This window comes from Nitrosopumilus sp. K4 (assembly GCF_018128925.1).
Taxonomy (GTDB): domain Archaea; phylum Thermoproteota; class Nitrososphaeria; order Nitrososphaerales; family Nitrosopumilaceae; genus HKST03.
In genome coordinates this window covers 1,198,104-1,218,738 of the sequence record NZ_CP067007.1, presented here as the reverse complement: position 1 = coordinate 1,218,738, position 20,635 = coordinate 1,198,104, and the positions used below count along the sequence as shown (strand labels likewise).

The following is a 20,635-nucleotide window of genomic DNA, read 5'->3' as shown; positions in this document are numbered from 1 at the left end:
AGTCATTTTTTGTAATAGAAATTACCTGATACTTTTTGTTCTTTATCCAATCTACTTTCTAATTTGTTAACTCTTGGCCTGAAACTTTTTTCATCTCTTCTAAATGACATATCAAGTGATTTTAGAAATCTATTCATTGCATCTGATTTGTTCATTGGAGATGTTGCATGTCCTAATTTTCCTGATTCTCCTTCAAAAATTACCATTGAATCTGAAATCAGATCCATTAACTGTAAATCATGATCAATTATTATTGCAGATTTTCCAAAAGAACGAACAAATTTCTGTAGGAATTTTGCTATTGCGATTCTATCTTCTACATCTAAAAATGCTGATGGTTCATCTAATGCATAAAGATCGACCTTTTGTAATAAACAGGAAGCAACTGCAACCTTTTGAAGTTCCCCGCCTGAAAGATTTTTGACAGATTTGTTGTATAATTTCTTAATTTTTAATGGTTCAAGAATTTGTTCTTCTTCTTGACTTCCTTCTATTGGATTTCCATTTGCCTTGCTCAACAAGGCTACAACCTCTACATCGATATCATTTTGAAGATATTGAGGTTTGTATGCAATCTTTATTTTCTTATCTATTTCTCCATTGTCTGGTTTTTCTACGCCTGCAATCATTTTCATTAAGGTTGTTTTTCCAAGTGCATTAGCACCCATTATTCCCAAAATTTCCCCTTTTCTAACAACACCTGGATCAATTGTTACTGAAAATGACGAGTATTTTTTCTCTAATTTTGGATATGTGATTATCTCACTTCCTTCCTGAAATTCATCCGTAGATGAAGATGATACATCAAATGAAAATTTCTTGTCTCTAAATCGTACATTTTCATTTGGCAAGTATCCGTCAAGAAAAACATTGATTCCAACTTTGGTTGATAAAATATTTGAAACAATTCCATAAGCTGCTGGTTCTCCATAAAGAACCTCGATGTAGTCGCTAAGAAAATCTAATAGTGTTAAATCATGCTCTACAACCATGACACTTTTTCCAATTTTTGCTAATCCTTGAATAACTCTGGCAACACCTGTTCTTTGAAACACATCATTGTAAGATGATGGTTCATCAAAAAAGTAAAATTCTGCATCCTTTGATGCTGCAGCTGCAACTGCAATCCTTTGTAATTCTCCACCGCTAAGCTCCTTTAGGCATTGATCTACTGAATTTTGCAATCCTAATTCTTTGATTAATTGACTTGAGACCCCTCTCTCATCATATTTTTCAATGAGTTCTTTTCCTGTACCGTCAAAGGCTTGTGCAATATGATGTACTTGTTGGGGTTTAATTGATGCACGAATTTGTTTCTGTTTAATTTTCTCAAAATGAGCTTTTAATTCTGTACCGCTATAATATTTTAGAATCTCATCCCATTCTGGGGGATTCTCATATCTTCCAAGATTGGGTTTTAAATTTCCTGAAAGAATATTTACTACAGTACTTTTACCCATTCCGTTCCTGCCTAACAATCCTACCACTTCTCCTTTTTTTGGAGTTGGTAATCTATAGAGCCTAAATGAATTTGGACCGTATTGATGAATTTTATCTGTTGAAAGTTCTGATGCTAGATTTACAATTGTAATTGCTTCAAATGGACAGACTTTGACACAAATACCGCATCCATTGCAGATATTTTCATCAATTTGAGCTTTTTTTGTCTCTTCGTTAAGTACAATACAATCTGCTCCTGACTTATTTACAGGGCAATATTTAATGCATTCCAAGCCACATTTCTTAGGTTGGCATAGATCCTTATCTAATACTGCTACTCTATGTGTCATGTCGTAATTCGATATATCCTTGCTTTATACCTCTTTTGAACTAATCCTGATTTGGCGTTACGTTAATAGATAAGAATCTGTTGTTGTATATCAAGCCGGCCATAGCGTTAGGGTGCGACCCAATCCCTTTCCGAACTTGGAAGTCAAACCTGACGTCGCTGTTGTGCTACTAAGATGCGAGAGCTCTTGGGAAGCAACGGTGCTGGCATTTTCAATTATCTTCAATCAATCTTTTAATATTGACCTTGATCAATGATCTTGAATTATATGCCAAATTGCTCTGTTTGTGGACAACAATTTTCTGATGATATTAGATTTCTGAATCATATGATGGAAAAACATGGATTCAGAAATCCCAATATTGACAAACCCGATAGAAATAGTAGAGGCTACTAGTCTAATTCACTAAGAATATCCTTTAATGTTTCAATTTCATCTTTTAGAAAATCAACTGTTGCAATTACACTTGTTTTTGCCGCTTCAGAAATATCATATTTCATCTCTTTTTCAATAAGAACTTTAAGCTGTTCTCTTTCCATAATCAGATCATTTAATCGCATAATTGCATTTTCCACTGTCATAAATTATTAATTGGTTTTTTGTATAATAATATAGAAATTAATTTTCAATAATGATAATCTTGGTTGTTAAATGTTTTGCAAGTAGTCTAAAATCAATCTTACTCCAAACCCAGTAGCACCCTTTGGATTGTATGGTTTTTCTTTTGTTGCTTCTTGAGTCCATGCAACTCCTGCAATGTCAACATGTACCCAAGGTGTATCGTTAATTGCATTCCTAAGAAATGCTGCAGCTGTAATCGTTCCTGCTGATCTGCCAATGCCCACATTTTTCATATCTGCAACGTCTGATTTTATCATGTTCATGTAATCTTCATTTAGAGGAAGCTCCCATATTTCTTCGGTTGTTTTCTTTGAAGATTCAATAATTTTTTGTTTTAACTTTTCATTGTTTGAAACTATTGCTGCAACATTAGTTCCTAAAGCAATAATGCATGCACCAGTCAATGTTGCAAAATCAATTATTGCTCTGGGTTTGTAGTGTTTTTCCCCATATGACAATGCATCAGCTAAAATCAATCTGCCCTCAGCATCTGTATTCAATATTTCTGCAGTTTTTCCATTGTATAATTTGATGATGTCTCCAGGTCTGTAAGACTCCCCACTTGGCATGTTTTCTACTGATGGTATAATTCCAACAACATTGATTGGTAATTTCAATTCAGACACTGCTTTCATTATTCCTAAAACTGTACAACCACCACATTTGTCAAACTTCATCTCATCCATTTTGGCTCCTGGTTTGAGAGAAATTCCACCTGTGTCAAAAGTTACTGCTTTTCCTACAAGAACAATTGGTTTTTCTGATGCCTTTCCTTTAAGATGTTCTAAAACAATCATTTTTGGTTCATTCTTACTTCCCTTACCAACCGCAATTATCCCTCCAAAACCTTGTTTTTTTAATTCATTTTTTGAAAAAACACTGCATTTCATTTTGTTCTTTTTTGCCATTTCTTTTGCAAAGTTTGCTAGTGTTGTTGGAGTACATTCGTTAGGTGGTAGGTTTGCAATACTTTTAGTAAAAATTGTAGCATCTGAAACTATTTCTGAAATTTTTGCAGATTTGGAAATTTTTTCTGATTTTGGAACAATTATTGAAAGTTCTGGAATGGTATTTTCTTTCTCTGATTTGAATTTATCAAATTTGTATAATGATAGCTTACAACCTTCAACAATCTGTGATGCTGAAGAAAGTGTATCAAAAACTGAACTTGGTGGTAAAATAATAGAAAAATCTTTTAATTTTAACTCTCTAGCTTTTTGAGCAATTTTGCCTGAAACAAATCTAATTGTATCCTCGGTAAATTTTTCTTTCTTTCCAATGCCTGCTAATACTATCCTTTGGGCAGGAGATTTTGTAGGAATAACTGTAATTTTGCCAAATTTGCCCCCCATGTCAGAAAGAGATTGTTTTATTAGATCTGATGTTTTCGAATCTAACTCACTCAAGCCTGATGCCTTATCTGAACCCTCAATCACAAATGCACACAATAATGATGTTTTTTTGCCTATAGATCTCACACTTTCAATCTTAATTTTCATACGAAAACAATTGTTAATGTGTTATTTAGATTTATTATGAATTTTTCATGCATTCAGAAAGCATTTCGTTAACAATGGAAGAAAAACTTACTGAACTAGCAGTATCTTTGATCTTTTTTGCTTGTTTACTCCTAATTTTTTTTACTACTTCATCATCTAAAACAATTGTTTTTCTCTCAGGCATGAATTGATATTATGTTTTGAATTATTATACCTATTTTCATTATGTGTTTATGATTTTCTTAATGAATTTTTATTGTTTTGCTATTAGATAGCAAACTTGTAGAACGGAGAAAAACGGCTTTGGGATTTTTACATTCTTCCCCACAATCTTCCTCATTAATTACATGCCCCCTTTGTTTGTTTTTTGATGTGATCATTGATTTTAGCAATGGTATTAACGCAGCCCTACCACCATATGCATTTTTTTCATCAATAAACCAAAACATATCAAGTGCAGAATCATCTAAAATTTCTTTTCTGATTGCTTCGCCTGTTTTAGAGTAATGTCCAATAATCGAAAACTTGCCTTTTGCAAAAAAGTTGATTATTTTTGCAAATTTTATACATAGATAACACTGATTATCAAAAACAACTATTGGAATATTTTTTTTGTAATCCATAACTTAGGTATGGTTGCGATCAAATTAAAATTTTGCAGACTGGCAATTCAAGTAGATTTTTATTAAATTTCTAAAAGAATTGAAACTAGATGGGCCTGAATTATTATCAGATAAAGAAGAATATTCTTAGTGCCCGAAAGTTAGTTATTCGTGCAACAAATCTTGCAGGTTCAGGTCATCCTGGGGGTTCTTTTTCTATGGCTGAAATCTTGGGCTGTCTTTTCTACAAATATCTAAAGTATGACCCAAAAAATCCTTCTTGGGAAGATCGAGATCGATTAGTGCTTTCAAAAGGACATGCTGCACCTGGATTATTTTCTAATATGGCAATTGCAGGTTATTTTCCAGAATCTGAGTTAGACACTCTGAGAAAATTTGGAAGTAAACTACAAGGCCATCCTGATTTAAAATGTCCAGGTGTTGAGTTTTGTGGAGGTTCTCTTGGAACTGGATTATCATATTCTATTGGAATTGCATTGGCAGGAAGAATAGATGGAAAAAATTATCGTGTATATACAATTGTAGGTGATGGCGAATCTGATGAAGGACAAGTATGGGAGGCTGCAATGACTGCAGCAAAATATAAGATTGACAACCTTACCGTATTTTTAGACAGGAACTTCATCCAACAAGATTCTTACACTGAAAAAATTATGCCATTAGATGAAAGACTTGAAGGTGATGATATTTCTGAAATGTGGAAAGATGCATCTAGATGGAAGACTGGTGACAAATGGAGATCATTTGGATGGAATGTGATAGAAATTGATGGTCATAGAATTGAACAAATTGATGCAGCTATAAAAAAAGCACATATGACAAAAGGTGTCCCTACAATAATAATTTCAAGAACAATTAAAGGAAAATCTGTTGAACATATGGAGGACAATCCACAATGGCATGGAAAGGCACCTGATACTGATGTTGTGCCAATAATTAATCAAGAATTAGACTCTCAATTTATGATTGCACCATCAATTATTGCTGGTGATATGACTAATTTAGCAAATGAGGTAAAGCGTTGTGTTAATGGAAGATCCGATTATATTCATCTAGATGTCATGGATGGACAATTTGTTCCAAACAAAACATTTGATCATTTGAAAATTAAAGAACTAAGGCCATTAACAGTCATCCCCTTTGATTCTCATCTTATGATAAATGAACCTGTAAAACATGTAAGGGATTACATTGAGGCTGGTAGCGATATTATCACAGTTCATGCAGAAGTATGTGATGAATCAAGCTTTGGTGAAATCCATGATTTGTTAAAGCAAAGTCAGGTAGGAGTAGGACTAGCAATAAACCCTGATACTGATCTACCTGAGTGGTCTTACAAATTCATTTCAACACTTGATCAACTAATAGTTATGTCTGTAGTACCTGGAAAATCTGGACAAAAGTACATTGAAGAAACTCATCAAAAAATGATCAGATTGAAACCTATTTTGAATGAAAATAATTTTTCTGGTTTTGTTGAGGCTGATGGTGGTGTTACGCTGGATAATATTGGTTCTATTTTTGCAGATGGCGCACGAGCATTTGTTGGTGGGAGTGCAATAATTGGTCAACAAGACGTTAGAGGTGCAATTAGAGAATTTCGAAATGCAGTTCTAAAATCAAGAAGATCGCTTTTACTTCAAAAAGCACATGAATTGGGTGGTTCTGAGTTGGTACAGAAATGGATTGGATTGCATGTTGTTGGTGAAAAACAAGATCAGATTAAGAAGATTGCAGAGGAGGCAAATTACCTATGAATCCTCCAGAAATGACTGATATGAGAACAGAATACTCTAAAACTCTGATTCAACTTGGTAAAGAAAATCCAAATATTGTTGTCTTAGGCGCTGATACAACTGATTCACTGAAAACATCTGGATTTGGAAAAGAATTTCCAAATCGTTTTTTCAACGTTGGAATTGCAGAAGGAAACCTTGTCTCTCTTTCTGCTGGATTGGCAGCATCTGGAAAAATTTCATTTGCAAGTACTTATGCAATTTTTCTTCCAGGTAGGGCTGTAGACCAGATTAGAAATGGAATTGCATACCCTTCACCTCCTGGAAAAAAAGGACTCAGTGTTAAACTAGTCGCTTCCCATGGTGGTCTATCTGTTGGTCCTGATGGAGGCTCTCATCAACAAATAGAAGACATAGCAATAATGAGAGCAATTCCAAACTTTAGGGTCTTTATCCCTGCTGATACTTTTGCTGTTTCAAAACTAACACGATTAATGGCACAAGAATATGGCCCATTCTATATGAGAATGGCCAGATCAAAAACTCCTGTTGTTCATTCAGAATCTCAAGAATTTCAGATTGGGAAAGGAATTACTCTTCGTGATGGTAGTGATTGTACTATTGTTGCATGTGGAATTACAGTTAGAATGGCACTTGAAGCTGCTGAATCATTACGACAAGAGGGTATTTCATGCAGAGTGTTGGACATGTTTTCTGTAAAACCAATTGATGATGAATTACTAGAAAAGGCATCACGCGAAACTGGATGTATTGTTACCTGTGAAGAACATAATATCCTAGGCGGCATGGGCTCTGCTGTAACTGAAGCAGTATCTGAACGATATCCTGTGCCAATAAAGAGAATTGGAGCTCAGGACATGTTTGGAGAATCTGCAAGAGATAATGAAATACCACAACTTTTAGAGAAACATGGAATAACATCTTTTAATATAGCAAAACAAGTCAAAGAAATCAGGAGTAAAAAACTATGAAGATTTTTTTAGACACAGCTAACCTTGAATCTATTAAAAAATTCAATGATATGGGATTACTTGACGGTATTACAACAAACCCTTCTTTGATGTCAAAAGAAGGAGGCAACCCAAAAGACGGTATGAAACAAATCACTAACATCATCAAAGGTGATGTTAGCTTAGAGGTTGTAAGCACAGATTATGCTGGTATGATTGAAGAAGGAAAACGGCTAAGACAGTATGGGGATAATGTTGTTGTCAAAGTTCCTATGACTTCTGATGGGCTAAAAGCTTGCAAGAATCTTTCATCTGAAGGGATTCCTGTAAATGTTACATTGGTGTTCTCGCCTAATCAGGCATTACTTGCAGCAAAGTCTGGAGCAAAATATGTTAGTCCCTTTATTGGAAGGCTAGATGATATTGGGCAAGATGGAATGCATCTAATTAAAGAAATCAAAGAAATTTTTTCAAATTATGATTTTGGAACTGAGATATTAGTTGCTAGTGTAAGACATCCAATGCATGTTATAGAAGCTGCAAAAATTGGTGCAGATGTTGTTACTTTACCGCCTGCTGTATTGGATAAAATGCTAAAGCATCCGCTAACTGATATTGGCTTGAAAAACTTTTTGGCAGATTGGGAAAAACTAAAATCAGAAAACTCTGATATTAAAATTTAAAAAAAGTTATTTTACTATTGTTATTGGAACATTTGTTTTATGTAATACATAATTGGCAACACTGCCAAGAAATGTTTCTGAACCTGGATAAGGACCTCGTGAGCCAATAATTATCAAATCAACTTTCTTTGTTTTAGAAATTTTTACTATTTCTCCACCGATATTATCTGCTTTGATAATTTTTCCAACAAATGGTATTTTTTCTTTTTTAGCAATTTTTTGTGCTTCTGACACAATTCCTTCTGCACTTTTTATGTGCATTTTTTTTATCTCTGATGAGACAGGAAATTGAAATCCATTTGAAAATCTTATTATGTTTACTCCAAAAATTTTTGCATCTAGTCCTTTTGCAAGTGTTAGTGCCAATTTTAATCCTTTAAGCGATGCTGATGAGCCATCAAGAGGTACTAGGATATTTTTAATTTTTTTCAACACGTTAAAAAGTTTAATTCTGAATAAATATAATTTTCTAAATTTTTCATTTTATTCCTTATTTCATAATATTCATTAGAATAATACGCAAAAATGAAAATTCAGGGTGTATTTATGAAGAACCTTTGTTTTTACTCTTTCTAGAGCCTGTTCCTCTACCTGTAACCCTTGTCATTCCTTCTGTTGAAGGTCTTGATTTTGGTTCTGGAATATCTCCTAATTTTCTAGAGCCTGTTCCTCTACCCGTGTGAACTGTTCTATTTGCTGCGGCCTTTTTTCGTTCCTCTTGGAGTTTTCTATATGCATCTCCTGACCATTTTTTCTCACCGTCTTCAATTTCCTTAGTTCCGGTACCCCTGCCAGTTCTAATTCTGATTTTTCCCATATCTCCATATTGTGATATCTTGTATTTATCTAAGCTGATAATTAACAATTTTATTTGCTGAAAATTTGTTGAAAATGAGTAATTTTAGCAACTAAATAATACGATAAATCATGACGTTTTAACGGTGTTTACTTGAAAAAAATATTTTACATTGTACTGCCTGCAATTGCATTTGTGCTCATATTGGCAAACATGTTATTTGGTCATATGATCTTTGATTCTTCTTATGACCAAGACATAAACAAATATTCAATCTATGTACATCTCCAACCTGAATGGAATAGCTACCCTGGGAATATTTTCTATGATGTAACAAATGTGTGGTCTAACCCAAATCCTAAATCTACTGGAGTTTTTTATGATGTATCTGAACCTGGAGGATTTTTTGATTACAACTCAAACCAACTCCAATTTCAGAATGAAAAATCATTCGTTAAACTAAATCATGAATTTAGTAATTGTGAATCTAGCTGGAAACCCCCATTATATCGCTATGCTATAGATATTGTCAGAAATAATATTGAATTCTCTCAGGGCACACAATTAAGTAATGATCCTTACGTTTCAAAAGTTCCTAATGTTGTTAATGACAAATATGATATGGAACAACGATTAGATATTCAAAAAAATGGATATGCCCAATTTATTCCGATATGTACGTCTAAAGATAATACTTCCTATGAATTTGCAATTTCTGTAAATGACAAAAATATTGGTTTTGATGTCTTCTTTGTCCTTTCTGAAGATGAATTAGATAGTTATCTCTCAAACAAACCGTTCAACTATTATCAAGATCAAGGCTGTTACGCAACAAACCATCAAAGCTTTAGTGGTGAATGTAATAATGTTGGGGCAAACTCAGGCTTGCTTGTTATAATTCCAGACGATCTTAATCTATCTATGACTAAAGTTAGAATTAGTTTGCATGAAAAAGTATGATTGGTTATCCTAGCCAACCACTTTTTTTGAAATATGCAAACATTAAACCTGCTGGTATAATTGATGCCAAAATTATTATGATGAATGTAGTATATGTTCCAAAAAGCATACTTGAATCTTCATCAATTCCGCCTGGTAATGCAATATTCATTCCATAAAACGTTCCAATTATTGTTGCTGGAATTGCAAGTGTGAATATCATAGTTAGAACCGCTAATACTTTGTTTGTTTTTTCTGTACTTATGACAAAATCTGTATCTTTGTAAATTTCCATAGTTTCTCGAGATTCTTCTAAACTTTCAATAATCCTGTCAAGGTGGTCTATCACATCATCAAAATACAATTTTAAATCATCTTCATCAGTTGGAATGAAGCGTTGCACTTGTTTTCCAGTTTCTAATACTAATCTCTTTAGTGGATTAGAAATTCTCCTCAAAATTGTAATTTCTTTTCTTAATCTTGAAATTTGTCTTGCAACAGATTTTTTCTCGTCAAAAACCCCTTCTTCTATTCCAACCAAATTTGCCATAATTCGTCTTAATGTGTGCAGCATGTCATCCACTAGAACATCAATAATCTCATGAAGTAATGCACCAGAAGATTCTCCCAACAATTGCTCTCTTCTTTGATTGTCTTCAGATTCTTTGCATGTTTTAACAATGTCCACAAGAGGTTGCAAATCCCCTTGATGAATTGTTATCAAAAAATTCTTTCCCATAAACACTGATAATTGGCTTACTTGTGGTACTGCAATTTTAGAAAATAATGGAGGAAAATGAAGTATCAAAAAGAAGTGATCATCATATGCATCAAGCTTTGGTAGTTCAAATTTTGCAAGACAATCTTCAATGTTTAGTGCATTTAGGTTAAATTCTTGTGCTAATTCTTCAATAACCCATCTATCTGGATTTTGAATATCTATCCATGTGAATTCATTTCCTTGTATTCTTTCAACTGATTTTCCAACAGTTTGTTCCTGTGATTTTTTCCCTGAACGTAATCTGTTGGGGATTATACTTCTCTTCAAGATGTAAGTTAGCCTAATACAACAAATTTAAAGCGATCGCTAATTTTTTCACGTATTCTCAAAAATTTCTACTCAAAGTATAATGCTGTGTTTATTTCCATGGGAGCAAGTAGTTTACGCCAACCCATGTAAGGCCCATTGCAATTGCCATGGCCACCCACCAAAATCTCATAATTGAATTTCAAACTGCTCAATAATAAATCTACAGGCTAATTTTCATTAAAACAAAATCAAAGATTATTACTGGATAAACGATTTTGATTTCTCGTGGCCCTCGTAGTACAGTGGCTAGTATAGGGGACTGTGGATCCCCGGACAGGGGTTCGATTCCCCTCGAGGGCCTACATAAATTACTTTAAGACTCTACACACTGCTGATTTTCTAAACTGTCAAACCATTCTCTTTTTGATATTTGCGTTGCCAGTGGAACTTTTCTGTCTCAATTTTTAAAAAACTCTCTTGAGGGTCTTGAACCAAAATCAATAGTCCCTTTTGAGGATTGTAACAATGTTGTTATATGGTATCATGTCCATAAATCCATATTTTGCTTGTAGTTTCTCACTACCATTGGATTTTTGATAATGTCTGCATCACACGAATATGCCATGGCAACAATCTTGTCATTTGCATGATTTTGAAAAAAGTAATCCAGATCCCAGCATGGAAAAAAGTAATGAAAATGCAAAACCCAAATTCTCATGTCGTTATCCTCTACTGTAACAATACGATATGGAAGAAATTCAATCTGTCTCTTACAAGTATCACAAACTGGCATGTCCTCATTTTCTTTATTTAGGATAATCATGTTGTAGGCATACTAGGATATCATAAAACATTTAGTCAACAAACGCGTTTAATATTAAACGGGGGTTATGTATTGGTCAATGGTACAGAATTAATTTCGGAATTGTCTAGTCCACAAAGACTGGATGTACTTCAATTACTCTCTTCTTCTAATCTAAAGGCTTCAGAGATTGCAAAGAAATCAAACACATCAATCCAAGCAATTTCACGTCATATTGACAGATTGCATAATGTCAAACTAATTGAAAAAACCGAGGATGGAACATACAAACTAACTTCTATTGGCAATGTAATGCTACAGCAATACCCTTTCTTTGAGTTTCTTGAAAAATTCAAGGATTATTTTGAAGCACATGACTTTTCTGGAGTACCAGATCATTTGATATCTAGATTAGGTGATTTGCAAAACTGCGAATTGGAAACTAATCAAATGAAGGCGTTGCAAAGAGCAAGAGATTGGGCAGCTAATATGAAAAAATGGGAAAAAGGTGTTACATTTACCATTCCATTAGAATATTTTGATACAGTTTCTGAAAGTGTAAAAAATGGTGCAACTCAGAAAATAGTTTATGGAAAAAACTCCTCTGTCCCAAAAGGATTCTCAGAATACCCTGCAAGGAAAAAATGGCTTGAATACAAGAAAACTGGCCAGGTGCAAGAAAAAATTGTAGAGTCTGTCCCTCTAGTAGCTGGAGTGTCTGAGAATGAGGCACATCTTATTTTTGCAAACAAACAACTTGGATATCCTGACTGCAAGAGCATATTTTTCAGCAAAGACCCCAAGTTTATGAAGTGGTGTGAGGACCTGGTAGACTATTACTGGAGCCTGCCTGAAGTAAAGGACTTTGAGTTAATTGAACAGTAGTATTTTGCAAAATTCAGTACTAGGTGATCTGATTGGAAAAAAAACCAAGGGACTTGAATTTTTAATAGAAAACGAACAGTATTTTTCGAATCACAATTTTGGAGATATTCCAGAATACATGCTATCACAAATAGAATGTTTTGAAAATTGCAGTTTGCTAAACGCTGTATGGTCTACACATACTTCTTGTAAAAACATAATTGATGATGCTGAAGATTTTATTTTTTGTATATTTACACAGCCTCCATTTTTGTTAGCTGATGCATTTTCTTCTAAAATAGAATCAGGAATAAACTTGAAAATTCTTTTTGGAAAAAATAGTGATATTCCTGACTGTAATGATCTTGTAGACAAACTTCAACTTGACAAGCCAAAACTTGATACAGGATTTGAAAAACGAATGTGTAGTTATGTGGCAGCTAATGTCATACTCTCAGACAGTGGTGCATGTTTGATGCTTCCAGACAATAAAGACATGACTGACATAATTATGGGGATTAAAGGAAATGACAAGCCATTTCTTGATTGGTGCAATTCATTTTTTGAATACAAGTGGAATGCTGGTGAGCAGTTTGCAAGATTGAGATAAATGTTGAATAGTAAACATAGTAGTTGAGCTCAGTTTTTACCTTAGTCGAAATTCATAATCCTCATGAACAAAATGATGTTATGGACTATTGTTACGATAGTGGCCTTTTTTTCTGGTTCAATAGCTGTTAATCCTGTTGCTGAAGCAGCAAATCCTTTGTTGGAAGAAATTCAAGTTACTCTTGGATTGATAAAGACAGAAACAGACAAAATTCAGACCATACAAGATGATATTGCATCACTAGAAACTGGGATTAGCTCTGAAACAGAGGGACAGATTGACAATATAGAGTTCGATCTGGCAGATGTTAAGGCAGAAACAGACAAAATTCAGACCATACAAGATGATATCGAATCAGTAAAAACGAATACAGAAGATAATACGACTATTCGATTCCTTAAAAATTCTAGACACTTATCTGAATCAAGAAATGATGTTATTGTTAGTTGCAATGAAGTCTATGAGATCAAAGCCTTTTACCTTGATTTTGACGATCCTGATGGAGATATAGATGTCCGATATACTAGCTTCAGTGGTATCGCATTCGATTCTATATCCCCTGATATTGAATCTTGGTGGTTTGATTCTGATGGACTGTATTATGATCCTCCTGTAGGAGTTAGTTTACGTGCCATTGAACTCTTGTCAACACTGGATGTGAATAATTCTATAGTCCTACCACCATCAGCAAAGATTGGAGTTAGAACCGATGTCCAATCAAGTTCAGATCCAAGTGATGACTTCTTGTATTATGGTGTGATACTGGAAACATTACCCAGAGCTAACTGTAGTCTGCCCTAAATCTGATTTTTTTCTCTGAAATATGTGAAATTGAACATAAAAAGAATGGGCCTTGAACTAACTTGACAAGTCACCTTTAGTCTGTGACATGTAATTATGAAGTATATTTTCGTAAAAAGTCTTCTTTTTTTACAATAAATCAACATAATAAGGTAAGATTTTCTAAAATTGGATACTAATGACAATTACAAACAAGTCTCTACAGGAACTCTTGCCATTATCATTTACAAATACTCCTGCTGTAAGCATTAGAAAGGAAAACAAGATTTGGATTGCAACAGGAATGCTGATCCATTACTTGGAATCATTTACTGATTCTCTTGTGGTGACTGAAGAAAATGAAAAACCCATAGGAGTTATTGGAGGAAGAGAGATTATTGAAAATGTTATCAAAAACCCAACTTCGGATTTTTTTGACAATACAACAGTTGAGCAAATAACAGATCCTAATCTCATAATTTTGTCTGGTACTGCTACTCTTGGTGAACTTTTAGACAAATGGAAACAAACAAGACGTGCATTTTCTATCATTCCAAACAGTCTGGGGGGATATTCTGCAATATCTGGAAGAAAACTATTGGAGATTGGAATTAACTGCGTGACTGATCTTACCGTTTCTGAATTACCAAAAAAAGATATTGTGTACTTCAAACAAAATTCCACCTTAAAGGAAATTATGGCTTTGATGTTAGAAAAAAATACACGAAAACTCATTCTAGAAGGAACCCACAGTTTCATCAGTGATCGTCTGATCATTCAATGCATAGCACAGGAATTTGACTTTTTTAGAAATGTGAAATTTTTGGAACGAAGAATTGAAGAACTATTCAAACTAGAGGAGGCAAAAAAGATATCAAAAGATGTGAATTTATCTGAAATTTCAAAAATTATGTATACATCCCCCCACCCATATGTGATTTATCAAGAACAAGTCATAACACCATGGGATGTCTGTATGGCTTTGCAGTCTGAAAGAATTGAATTTCTAGGCTAGGCATTTCACTTACTTCTATGTGATTTTCCATATATCGATACCTTTCAAAGATGTTTGAATACTATCAATATGGATTTTGAAATATTTACTCAATCAATAAAATATACACATTATCTAAATTGAAAATCTCCTTTTGTATTTTTGTAGTTATGTTTCTAAATATCCTTGTTGCGGCTTTTAATTTTTGTACTAGTGATCTTTGCATTAGTAATTGGGGGTAGCGGAATTGCAATTTATTTAATCGAGTCTCCTCATGAGGGTGCCCAAATTACCAATCTCATTGATGCCTTTTGGTGGGTATCAGCTACTGTAACTACTGTAGGATACGGAGATGTTGTTCCTGTAACTGAAATTGGAAGAATAATGGGAATTGGATTGATGTTTGTTGGAATCTCGATTATAGGCACTATTATTTCGTCATTGGGTGCTATCCTTGTAGGCTCTAGAATAAAAAAACATGAATCTGTAGAATCTTCAACAAAATCTCTAATAATAAAAAAAATCAATGATATAGAACATTTAGAAAAACATGAAGTTGAATTGTTAATTTCTATGGTGAAAGACTTACATGATGAAGTAAAAAATAATAGAAAAAACATGATTTAAACTGGAAAACTGTCTCTTTATTTTTCAATTTCATTAAATGATTCTTTTAACACAAATAAGGTTCAAAATTTTTTAGAAAATTCCGTACTTGCTAGACTCCATCTCTTCTTTTATTGCAAGCTTAAATCTAGGTGTTTTGCCCTCAATATTTTTGGTTAACCAAGTGAGAAATTTCTTTTCAATTCCTTTCCCTTTTAGTCTTTCATAGTCTGAACCCATCTGATCTACTAGCTTTTCAACTAAAGAACGATTAACACTTACAACAAAAAAATGCCAGCCAAATGCAAATTCAGAATCTGTCATAGCGAAATCTTCTTGGCCATGAACCATTTCTTCTAACAATACTAGTTGTCTTGAAATTGCTTTGCTTGTTTTATCGTAATCTACTGCAGACACGTTGATGTGAATTCTGCCTTCCATGAATCACATGGGCCTTTACAAAATAAAAGGATTGCACAGAATCTATTTCAAAAGATGTTCAAAATCTATGTCAAAATGAGTTTTCATAATGTTGATGTATGTTTGAATTGATTCAGGAATTTCATCACCGCAAGAAACGCCCAGATTTCTTGCATTTATCCAAATGGTCAACGTTTGAATAATTGTTAAAAATCTGTCATTTGCTACTGGCCCAATAGCTTTGGTATACCTTTCAGCAAATTCCCAAGCTGTTACAAAATCTACACATTTAACTCCAAATATTGCTAGTAATTGTTCTTGTAGGTTTTTTGCTTTTTTGAAAGGTACTGTATTTAGAACATATGGGAATTTTACTTTTTCTGGAATGCAATCTGGAAGTGGTCCCCAAATCGTTACAATCCTTGTTCCATGTTTTAATTTGTTAAATTTCTCCATCATGGAATTGATGATCTTTTCATCTGTAAACCAGAATAATACAACAGATGCATCTGAAATATCTGAATCCTCAATATTCTTACAGATAAATTCAGCTGATATTCCATTTTTTCGAAATTCTGTTTTTGCTAGGTTTATTTTCTCTTTGTCATTGTCTATACCTCTTGCATTTTTTACATTATATTCTTCAACTGCAATCTTGATCCCTCTGCCTTCTCCACACCCCAAATGATAAAAAATATCATTTTCTTGCAATCCTACAAAATCAAAAATGTCTCTGAATGATTTTTCTGGAAGCTGAACATCCTCTCCACTAACAATGTTTTCTGGAAGTGACTTTAGATATTCCTCTATTTTCAATATTGTAACTAAAATAATAGATGATTTATTCTCTTATACTCTCTAATTTTGATACTGCCTGCCACAATTGAGTTCTTACATATGATGGCATGTTTGGATCTTGTGTAACATCATCTAACATACTAATTGTGTTTGCAGCTCTTACTGAAAGAGAATACTCTTCATTATTCAAATCTGCAATTAAATCCGTGATTGATTTTTTGATTGTTTTGGGGGTAGAATTGTTAGATGCAATTTGATTCAAAGTCTCAATTGCTTCTTTCATTGATTCCTTGTTTTGTTTTTCATCGGCCATTTCTTACACCTTTTCTTGTAATATGCGGAGTATATAGTTACACCTCTATGAATACGTCATTTGAATCTGCACTTACCTTGTATGATGTCAAATCTCTAATTTTTGCTGGAAATTTGATTAATTTTCCAGTTTTGCAATCAAATTCTGCAGCATGCCAGCCACAAGTTATTACACATCCGTCTAATTTTCCTTCAGACAAACTTGCACCGGAATGCGTACATGAATCATCAGTTGCAAAAAACTCACCGTCAATATTTGCAACTAGGATATCTCTACCGTCCACAGAAACCTTGATCATTTTTCCAGGTGTGATGTCTGATACTTTACCTGCTATAATTTTCCCCATTGCATTTTTTAGCCTTTTATTCTTAATATTTTTTCGTATATTCAAGAATGAAAATTAGAAATGCAAAAAATTCAGATGTGACAAATATTCTAGAGTTTTGTAAGAATACATTTTCTTGGGGAGATTATATTGACAGTGTTTGGAAATACTGGATTAAAGAAGGAAATTTGTTTGTGCTTGAAGACAAAATTCCAGTAGGAATATGCCATGCTTTTTTTTCAAAAAATCAAGTATGGATTGAAGGAATTAGAATAAATCCTTTATTTCGAAGAAGACACTTTGCTTCAAAATTAATTTCTCATGTTGAAAATATCGCAATCAAAAAAAATATTGTTTCATCATACATGTTGATTGATTCTGAAAATACTTCTTCTTTGTATATGGCACAAAAATTGGAATATGCAATTATGGAAACTTGGAATTTTTACTCTATTAACCCTGAACCAAACGTAGCCAAAAATATCAAATTTGGGAGTAATTTTAAAAAAATTCCTTTCAGTCATTATATTAAATCGTGGAGATGGTTGCCTATAGATGATAATACTTTACAATCTTTAGAAAATAACAAAAAAATTATCTTCTGTGATACTAATGGTGGTGCTTCTTTTGCTATTATTACTGAGTCGGAACACTTTGAAAAAACATTAATCATTACATTTCATGGCGGATCTAAACAAAATAATGTATCATTACTTTCATTTTTACAAAATTTTGGTTACGAAAATAATTTTGAGCGGATACAAATTCTTTCTAAAGATCTTTTACCATCTTTTAAAAATTTAGAAAAAAAACTTTCTTTTAATTTAATGAGAAAATTATTAGACTAATTGCTTTTGACAATTTTTATCGTATTTCGTAAAATTCCAACATTTTCAATCTCCATTTCTACCTTATCCCCATCTTTTAGAAACACTGCATTAGGCTTGTTGAGCATTACTCCTGCAGGAGTTCCTGTTGAAATAATGTCTCCTTTTTCCAGAGTCATGACTTTGCTTATTTTGGAAACAATTTCTGGAATTTTTATGAACATTTTACTTGTAGATGAATTCTGTCTGGTCTCTCCATTGATTTTTGTTGTTAGTTTGAGATTTTGAGGATCGTTTATTTCATCAGCAGTAGTTATCCATGGACCACATGGAGCAAATGTGTCAAAACTCTTTCCTCTGGTAAATTGTTTGTCTTTTGATTGAATGTCTCTGGCTGATACGTCATTGAAAACCATGTATCCGAATATCATCTCTTTTGCTTGTTCTTCAGAAACATTCTTGCAGTTTTTACCAATTATCATGGCCAGTTCTACCTCGTAATCTAATTGAGTCACAAAGTCTGGACAGATAATCTCTGAATCTGTAGAATTTAATGCTGTTCTAGGCTTTATGACAATTGCAGGATCTTCTGGTGCTGTAAGACCTTGTTCTTCAGCATGATCTGTGTAATTAAATGCTAAACATATGATCTTATTTGGGTTTGGAATTGGATTTAAAATCTTGAATTTTGAAATATTTTCTGCATATGGAAGTTTATCAAGCTGATCTTTTACTTCCTCAAACCACCCGTCAAATAGAAAGTCTTTGATGCTCTGAGGGATTGGTACTCCTGTTTCATATGTGATTTCATCTTTAGTGGCAACTTTGTCACCTTTTACTATTCCATATGTTTCATTATTTCCATTTAACAAACGCGCGATTTTCATAATTATTTCACTCACTTGTGTGTGAAGATGGCTTGATTTTGTGAGTCTTTTCTACAATAACCAAATCTAACAAACTGAATTTCTTCTCCTTCTTTTAATTGTAAATATTGAGGCTCTGTATAAACGTCAAGCTCTTCTAAGCTTTCTTCATTAAATTCCTCATCTATGAACAATTGTTTTGGAATCAATAATCTAATTTCATGTGAATTTTTTTCTGGAACCCATTGGATTTTTGGAATGTTTGCAGTTTCACCTTCTCCGATAAATTCACTTTCAAATTCTGCACCGATTTTATTAATACGAATATTTCCTAAACCCAGTAATCTTACTTGATCTCCTTCCTTGATGTTGTCTGCATCATCTCCTGCAATCAAAAAATTCTCATCAATCTCAATCCTTCGTTTTCCGATATCTTTTATCGGATGATTTGGAATCTCTACAAATGACATTGGTATTTTCTTAATTGTGATTTTTTTTGGTCTTGACACCATAAACAACCTGATACTATCTGCATCAACAAATTTCCTGTTAAATGCCTCAAGAGCATCAAATGGTGCTAGGGTATTTGCTTTTGTTAATCCTAATGACAGAACAAATTTCTTTATGGCTTCTGGCTTTATTCCTCTTCTTCTTAATGCTTCTAATGTTGGAAGTCTTGGATCATCATACCATGAAACTTTTCCCTCTTCGATTAATGGCTTGAGAATTCTTTTTGATATGGGCATTCCCTTGAATTCGAGCCTGGAGAAGAAACCCTGATATGGTTTTCTCATGCCTAATGCGTCTAAAATTGCATCAATCAACTCTTTTCTTAACTCAAATTCTTTTGAACGAAATGCATGCGTTATTCCATCATGGCTATCTTCTATAGCAACTGCAAAATCATAACTGGGCCATACTCTGTATTTATCACCTAATGTGTAGTGCTTCTCGTCAATTATTCTGAACAATACTGGATCTCTCATAACTGCATTATCTGCTTTCATATCTCCTCGAAATCTGACAATTGCCTCCCCTGCCTTGTATTTATCAAACATTTTTTCCCATCCTTTGTTGTTCTTGTTAATATCTTCAAAACTACACTTGCAAGCCTTTCTTTCTCTTCTGTTTTTACTGATGTCGTCTCTTTTACAGGTGCATACATACGCCTTTCCAGAATTTATCAGTTCCATTCCTTTTTCATAAAATAATTCCATATCATTAGAAGTACTCTTTACAGTATCAAATTCAATTCCAAGCCAATCTAGTCCTACTTTTATTGCTGCATGATACTCCATTCTTTCTGCTTCTGGATTTGTATCATCCATTCTTAGAATACATTTTCCACCATACATTTTTGCATATTCTGCATTGATGATGGCTGCTTTTGCATGTCCTATGTGTGGATACCCATTCGGTTCAGGTGGAAATCTTGTAATGACTTTTCCTTGCTCTGCATTAGCTAATGGAGGTAGTCCCTCTCTTTCTTCAATTTTTTCTTTTGGGGCTAATAATTCTGGAAAATTTTCTTCAATCTCTTTTTTTTGATGTTCAAATGGTAATTCATTTACCGAAGCAACAATTCTGGAAATATCTTCAATGATTTCTTTTACTTTTGTTCTGTATTCTGGCTGTGTCCCAAGAATTTTTGCCAAAATTATTTTATCTTGTGTTTTACCTTCATGCTCAAAAGCATTCTGTAATGCTAATTTCCTAACTTCCTTTGCTAAATCTTCATTCAA

Annotated in this window: 25 protein-coding genes, 1 tRNA gene and 1 rRNA gene; 12 read left to right on the top strand and 15 right to left on the bottom strand. The window is 33.5% G+C overall.

Features of this window, described 5'->3' with window-relative positions; all coding sequences use genetic code 11:
• Window positions 1–2: 2 nt before the first annotated feature.
• Window positions 3–1,790 carry a ribosome biogenesis/translation initiation ATPase RLI gene (locus NsoK4_RS07360; protein WP_211686611.1) on the bottom strand — a complete coding sequence of 596 codons (1,788 nt, stop codon included), beginning with the start codon at window positions 1,788–1,790 and terminating at the stop codon, window positions 3–5.
• Window positions 1,791–1,881: 91 nt separating this feature from the next.
• Here NsoK4_RS07360 and rrf point away from each other — a divergent pair.
• Window positions 1,882–2,001, top strand: a 5S ribosomal RNA gene (gene rrf, locus NsoK4_RS07355).
• A 181-nt stretch (window positions 2,002–2,182) separates the two neighbouring features.
• Here the strand turns inward: rrf and NsoK4_RS07350 are convergent.
• From NsoK4_RS07350 to NsoK4_RS07335, 4 genes are all read right to left on the bottom strand, one after another.
• The gene (locus tag NsoK4_RS07350; protein ID WP_211686609.1) at window positions 2,183–2,371 is read right to left on the bottom strand and encodes a hypothetical protein; all 189 of its coding nucleotides are present in this window, start codon (window positions 2,369–2,371) and stop codon (window positions 2,183–2,185) included.
• Between the two features lie 66 nt (window positions 2,372–2,437).
• Complete coding sequence (locus NsoK4_RS07345) at window positions 2,438–3,910, bottom strand: leucyl aminopeptidase (RefSeq protein WP_211686607.1); 1,473 nt, start codon at window positions 3,908–3,910, stop codon at window positions 2,438–2,440.
• Between the two features lie 34 nt (window positions 3,911–3,944).
• Window positions 3,945–4,094, bottom strand: coding sequence for a hypothetical protein (locus NsoK4_RS07340; RefSeq protein ID WP_211686605.1), 150 nt, complete (start codon window positions 4,092–4,094; stop codon window positions 3,945–3,947).
• A 58-nt stretch (window positions 4,095–4,152) separates the two neighbouring features.
• A complete protein-coding gene (locus tag NsoK4_RS07335; protein ID WP_211686603.1) occupies window positions 4,153–4,533 on the bottom strand; it encodes a hypothetical protein in 381 nt (126 codons plus the stop codon).
• A gap of 89 nt (window positions 4,534–4,622) precedes the next feature.
• On the opposite strand from NsoK4_RS07335, the gene NsoK4_RS07330 reads away from it, so the two are divergent.
• From NsoK4_RS07330 to fsa, 3 genes are read left to right on the top strand one after another with little or no spacing between them, the layout of a single operon-like run.
• A complete protein-coding gene (locus NsoK4_RS07330; RefSeq protein WP_211686601.1) occupies window positions 4,623–6,290 on the top strand; it encodes a ribulose-phosphate 3-epimerase in 1,668 nt (555 codons plus the stop codon).
• The gene (locus NsoK4_RS07325; protein WP_211686599.1) at window positions 6,287–7,261 is read left to right on the top strand and encodes a transketolase family protein; all 975 of its coding nucleotides are present in this window, start codon (window positions 6,287–6,289) and stop codon (window positions 7,259–7,261) included. Before NsoK4_RS07330 ends, NsoK4_RS07325 begins: the two co-directional genes overlap by 4 nt.
• Window positions 7,258–7,923 (top strand): fructose-6-phosphate aldolase, encoded by a 666-nt coding sequence (gene fsa / locus NsoK4_RS07320; RefSeq protein ID WP_211686597.1) that lies wholly within the window; start codon window positions 7,258–7,260, stop codon window positions 7,921–7,923. Before NsoK4_RS07325 ends, fsa begins: the two co-directional genes overlap by 4 nt.
• Before the next feature lie 6 nt (window positions 7,924–7,929).
• On the opposite strand, the gene NsoK4_RS07315 is transcribed toward fsa, so the two are convergent.
• Both NsoK4_RS07315 and NsoK4_RS07310 read right to left on the bottom strand, forming a co-directional pair.
• Window positions 7,930–8,358: a universal stress protein gene (locus NsoK4_RS07315; protein ID WP_249111039.1), complete on the bottom strand. Its 429-nt coding sequence runs from the start codon at window positions 8,356–8,358 to the stop codon at window positions 7,930–7,932.
• A gap of 109 nt (window positions 8,359–8,467) precedes the next feature.
• Window positions 8,468–8,740, bottom strand: a complete 273-nt coding sequence (locus NsoK4_RS07310; protein WP_211686595.1) for a hypothetical protein — start codon at window positions 8,738–8,740, stop codon at window positions 8,468–8,470.
• A gap of 132 nt (window positions 8,741–8,872) precedes the next feature.
• Here NsoK4_RS07310 and NsoK4_RS07305 point away from each other — a divergent pair, with 132 nt between their 5' ends.
• Window positions 8,873–9,679 carry a hypothetical protein gene (locus tag NsoK4_RS07305; protein WP_211686594.1) on the top strand — a complete coding sequence of 269 codons (807 nt, stop codon included), beginning with the start codon at window positions 8,873–8,875 and terminating at the stop codon, window positions 9,677–9,679.
• Between the two features lie 4 nt (window positions 9,680–9,683).
• Here the strand turns inward: NsoK4_RS07305 and NsoK4_RS07300 are convergent, their stop codons facing one another.
• Window positions 9,684–10,706: a magnesium transporter CorA family protein gene (locus NsoK4_RS07300; protein ID WP_211686592.1), complete on the bottom strand. Its 1,023-nt coding sequence runs from the start codon at window positions 10,704–10,706 to the stop codon at window positions 9,684–9,686.
• A gap of 270 nt (window positions 10,707–10,976) precedes the next feature.
• On the opposite strand from NsoK4_RS07300, the gene NsoK4_RS07295 reads away from it, so the two are divergent.
• Window positions 10,977–11,048, top strand: a tRNA-His gene (locus NsoK4_RS07295).
• A gap of 181 nt (window positions 11,049–11,229) precedes the next feature.
• On the opposite strand, the gene NsoK4_RS07290 is transcribed toward NsoK4_RS07295, so the two are convergent.
• Window positions 11,230–11,511 (bottom strand): hypothetical protein, encoded by a 282-nt coding sequence (locus NsoK4_RS07290; RefSeq protein WP_211686590.1) that lies wholly within the window; start codon window positions 11,509–11,511, stop codon window positions 11,230–11,232.
• Window positions 11,512–11,583: 72 nt separating this feature from the next.
• On the opposite strand from NsoK4_RS07290, the gene NsoK4_RS07285 reads away from it, so the two are divergent.
• The 5 genes from NsoK4_RS07285 to NsoK4_RS07265 all read left to right on the top strand — a co-directional run bounded on the left by NsoK4_RS07285 (window position 11,584) and on the right by NsoK4_RS07265 (window position 15,365).
• Window positions 11,584–12,375, top strand: coding sequence for a winged helix-turn-helix domain-containing protein (locus NsoK4_RS07285; RefSeq protein WP_211686588.1), 792 nt, complete (start codon window positions 11,584–11,586; stop codon window positions 12,373–12,375).
• A gap of 4 nt (window positions 12,376–12,379) precedes the next feature.
• Window positions 12,380–12,964, top strand: coding sequence for a transcriptional regulator-like protein (locus NsoK4_RS07280; protein ID WP_249111038.1), 585 nt, complete (start codon window positions 12,380–12,382; stop codon window positions 12,962–12,964).
• Window positions 12,965–13,027: 63 nt separating this feature from the next.
• Window positions 13,028–13,765 (top strand): hypothetical protein, encoded by a 738-nt coding sequence (locus NsoK4_RS07275; protein ID WP_211686583.1) that lies wholly within the window; start codon window positions 13,028–13,030, stop codon window positions 13,763–13,765.
• Window positions 13,766–13,943: 178 nt separating this feature from the next.
• Window positions 13,944–14,759 (top strand): CBS domain-containing protein, encoded by an 816-nt coding sequence (locus NsoK4_RS07270; protein WP_211686581.1) that lies wholly within the window; start codon window positions 13,944–13,946, stop codon window positions 14,757–14,759.
• Window positions 14,760–14,951: 192 nt separating this feature from the next.
• The gene (locus NsoK4_RS07265; protein WP_211686578.1) at window positions 14,952–15,365 is read left to right on the top strand and encodes a potassium channel family protein; all 414 of its coding nucleotides are present in this window, start codon (window positions 14,952–14,954) and stop codon (window positions 15,363–15,365) included.
• 72 nt (window positions 15,366–15,437) lie between these two features.
• Here NsoK4_RS07265 and NsoK4_RS07260 read toward each other — a convergent pair whose 3' ends face one another.
• From NsoK4_RS07260 to NsoK4_RS07245, 4 genes are read right to left on the bottom strand one after another with little or no spacing between them, the layout of a single operon-like run.
• Window positions 15,438–15,785 (bottom strand): hypothetical protein, encoded by a 348-nt coding sequence (locus tag NsoK4_RS07260; RefSeq protein ID WP_211686576.1) that lies wholly within the window; start codon window positions 15,783–15,785, stop codon window positions 15,438–15,440.
• Window positions 15,786–15,827: 42 nt separating this feature from the next.
• Entirely contained in the window at window positions 15,828–16,580 is a 753-nt protein-coding gene (locus tag NsoK4_RS07255) for a class I SAM-dependent methyltransferase (protein ID WP_211686575.1), read from the bottom strand.
• A 25-nt stretch (window positions 16,581–16,605) separates the two neighbouring features.
• Entirely contained in the window at window positions 16,606–16,875 is a 270-nt protein-coding gene (locus NsoK4_RS07250; protein WP_211686573.1) for a UPF0147 family protein, read from the bottom strand.
• Window positions 16,876–16,912: 37 nt separating this feature from the next.
• On the bottom strand, window positions 16,913–17,221 hold the full coding sequence (locus NsoK4_RS07245) for a non-heme iron oxygenase ferredoxin subunit (protein WP_211686571.1): 309 nt from the start codon (window positions 17,219–17,221) through the stop codon (window positions 16,913–16,915).
• 77 nt (window positions 17,222–17,298) lie between these two features.
• On the opposite strand from NsoK4_RS07245, the gene NsoK4_RS07240 reads away from it, so the two are divergent.
• Window positions 17,299–18,048 (top strand): GNAT family N-acetyltransferase, encoded by a 750-nt coding sequence (locus tag NsoK4_RS07240; protein ID WP_371816001.1) that lies wholly within the window; start codon window positions 17,299–17,301, stop codon window positions 18,046–18,048.
• Here NsoK4_RS07240 and NsoK4_RS07235 read toward each other — a convergent pair.
• Together NsoK4_RS07235 and NsoK4_RS07230 are read right to left on the bottom strand one after the other, a co-directional pair.
• The gene (locus NsoK4_RS07235; RefSeq protein ID WP_211686567.1) at window positions 18,045–18,914 is read right to left on the bottom strand and encodes a fumarylacetoacetate hydrolase family protein; all 870 of its coding nucleotides are present in this window, start codon (window positions 18,912–18,914) and stop codon (window positions 18,045–18,047) included. The genes NsoK4_RS07240 and NsoK4_RS07235 overlap by 4 nt on opposite strands.
• An 11-nt stretch (window positions 18,915–18,925) precedes the next feature.
• A complete protein-coding gene (locus tag NsoK4_RS07230; RefSeq protein WP_211686565.1) occupies window positions 18,926–20,635 on the bottom strand; it encodes a glutamate--tRNA ligase in 1,710 nt (569 codons plus the stop codon).

Bases quoted from the DNA above. Each gene is read 5' to 3' on its own strand.
- NsoK4_RS07360 (WP_211686611.1), bottom strand. From the start codon at position 1,790: ATGACACATAGAGTAGCAGTATTAGATAAGGATCTATGCCAACCTAAG.
- NsoK4_RS07270 (WP_211686581.1), top strand. From the start codon at position 13,944: ATGACAATTACAAACAAGTCTCTACAGGAACTCTTGCCATTATCATTT.
- NsoK4_RS07345 (WP_211686607.1), bottom strand. From the start codon at position 3,910: ATGAAAATTAAGATTGAAAGTGTGAGATCTATAGGCAAAAAAACATCA.
- NsoK4_RS07340 (WP_211686605.1), bottom strand. From the start codon at position 4,094: ATGCCTGAGAGAAAAACAATTGTTTTAGATGATGAAGTAGTAAAAAAA.
- NsoK4_RS07245 (WP_211686571.1), bottom strand. From the start codon at position 17,221: ATGGGGAAAATTATAGCAGGTAAAGTATCAGACATCACACCTGGAAAA.
- NsoK4_RS07290 (WP_211686590.1), bottom strand. From the start codon at position 11,511: ATGATTATCCTAAATAAAGAAAATGAGGACATGCCAGTTTGTGATACT.
- NsoK4_RS07335 (WP_211686603.1), bottom strand. From the start codon at position 4,533: ATGGATTACAAAAAAAATATTCCAATAGTTGTTTTTGATAATCAGTGT.
- NsoK4_RS07330 (WP_211686601.1), top strand. From the start codon at position 4,623: ATGGGCCTGAATTATTATCAGATAAAGAAGAATATTCTTAGTGCCCGA.
- fsa (WP_211686597.1), top strand. From the start codon at position 7,258: ATGAAGATTTTTTTAGACACAGCTAACCTTGAATCTATTAAAAAATTC.
- NsoK4_RS07310 (WP_211686595.1), bottom strand. From the start codon at position 8,740: ATGGGAAAAATCAGAATTAGAACTGGCAGGGGTACCGGAACTAAGGAA.
- NsoK4_RS07275 (WP_211686583.1), top strand. From the start codon at position 13,028: ATGAACAAAATGATGTTATGGACTATTGTTACGATAGTGGCCTTTTTT.
- NsoK4_RS07250 (WP_211686573.1), bottom strand. From the start codon at position 16,875: ATGGCCGATGAAAAACAAAACAAGGAATCAATGAAAGAAGCAATTGAG.
- NsoK4_RS07260 (WP_211686576.1), bottom strand. From the start codon at position 15,785: ATGGAAGGCAGAATTCACATCAACGTGTCTGCAGTAGATTACGATAAA.
- NsoK4_RS07235 (WP_211686567.1), bottom strand. From the start codon at position 18,914: ATGAAAATCGCGCGTTTGTTAAATGGAAATAATGAAACATATGGAATA.
- NsoK4_RS07325 (WP_211686599.1), top strand. From the start codon at position 6,287: ATGAATCCTCCAGAAATGACTGATATGAGAACAGAATACTCTAAAACT.
- NsoK4_RS07350 (WP_211686609.1), bottom strand. From the start codon at position 2,371: ATGACAGTGGAAAATGCAATTATGCGATTAAATGATCTGATTATGGAA.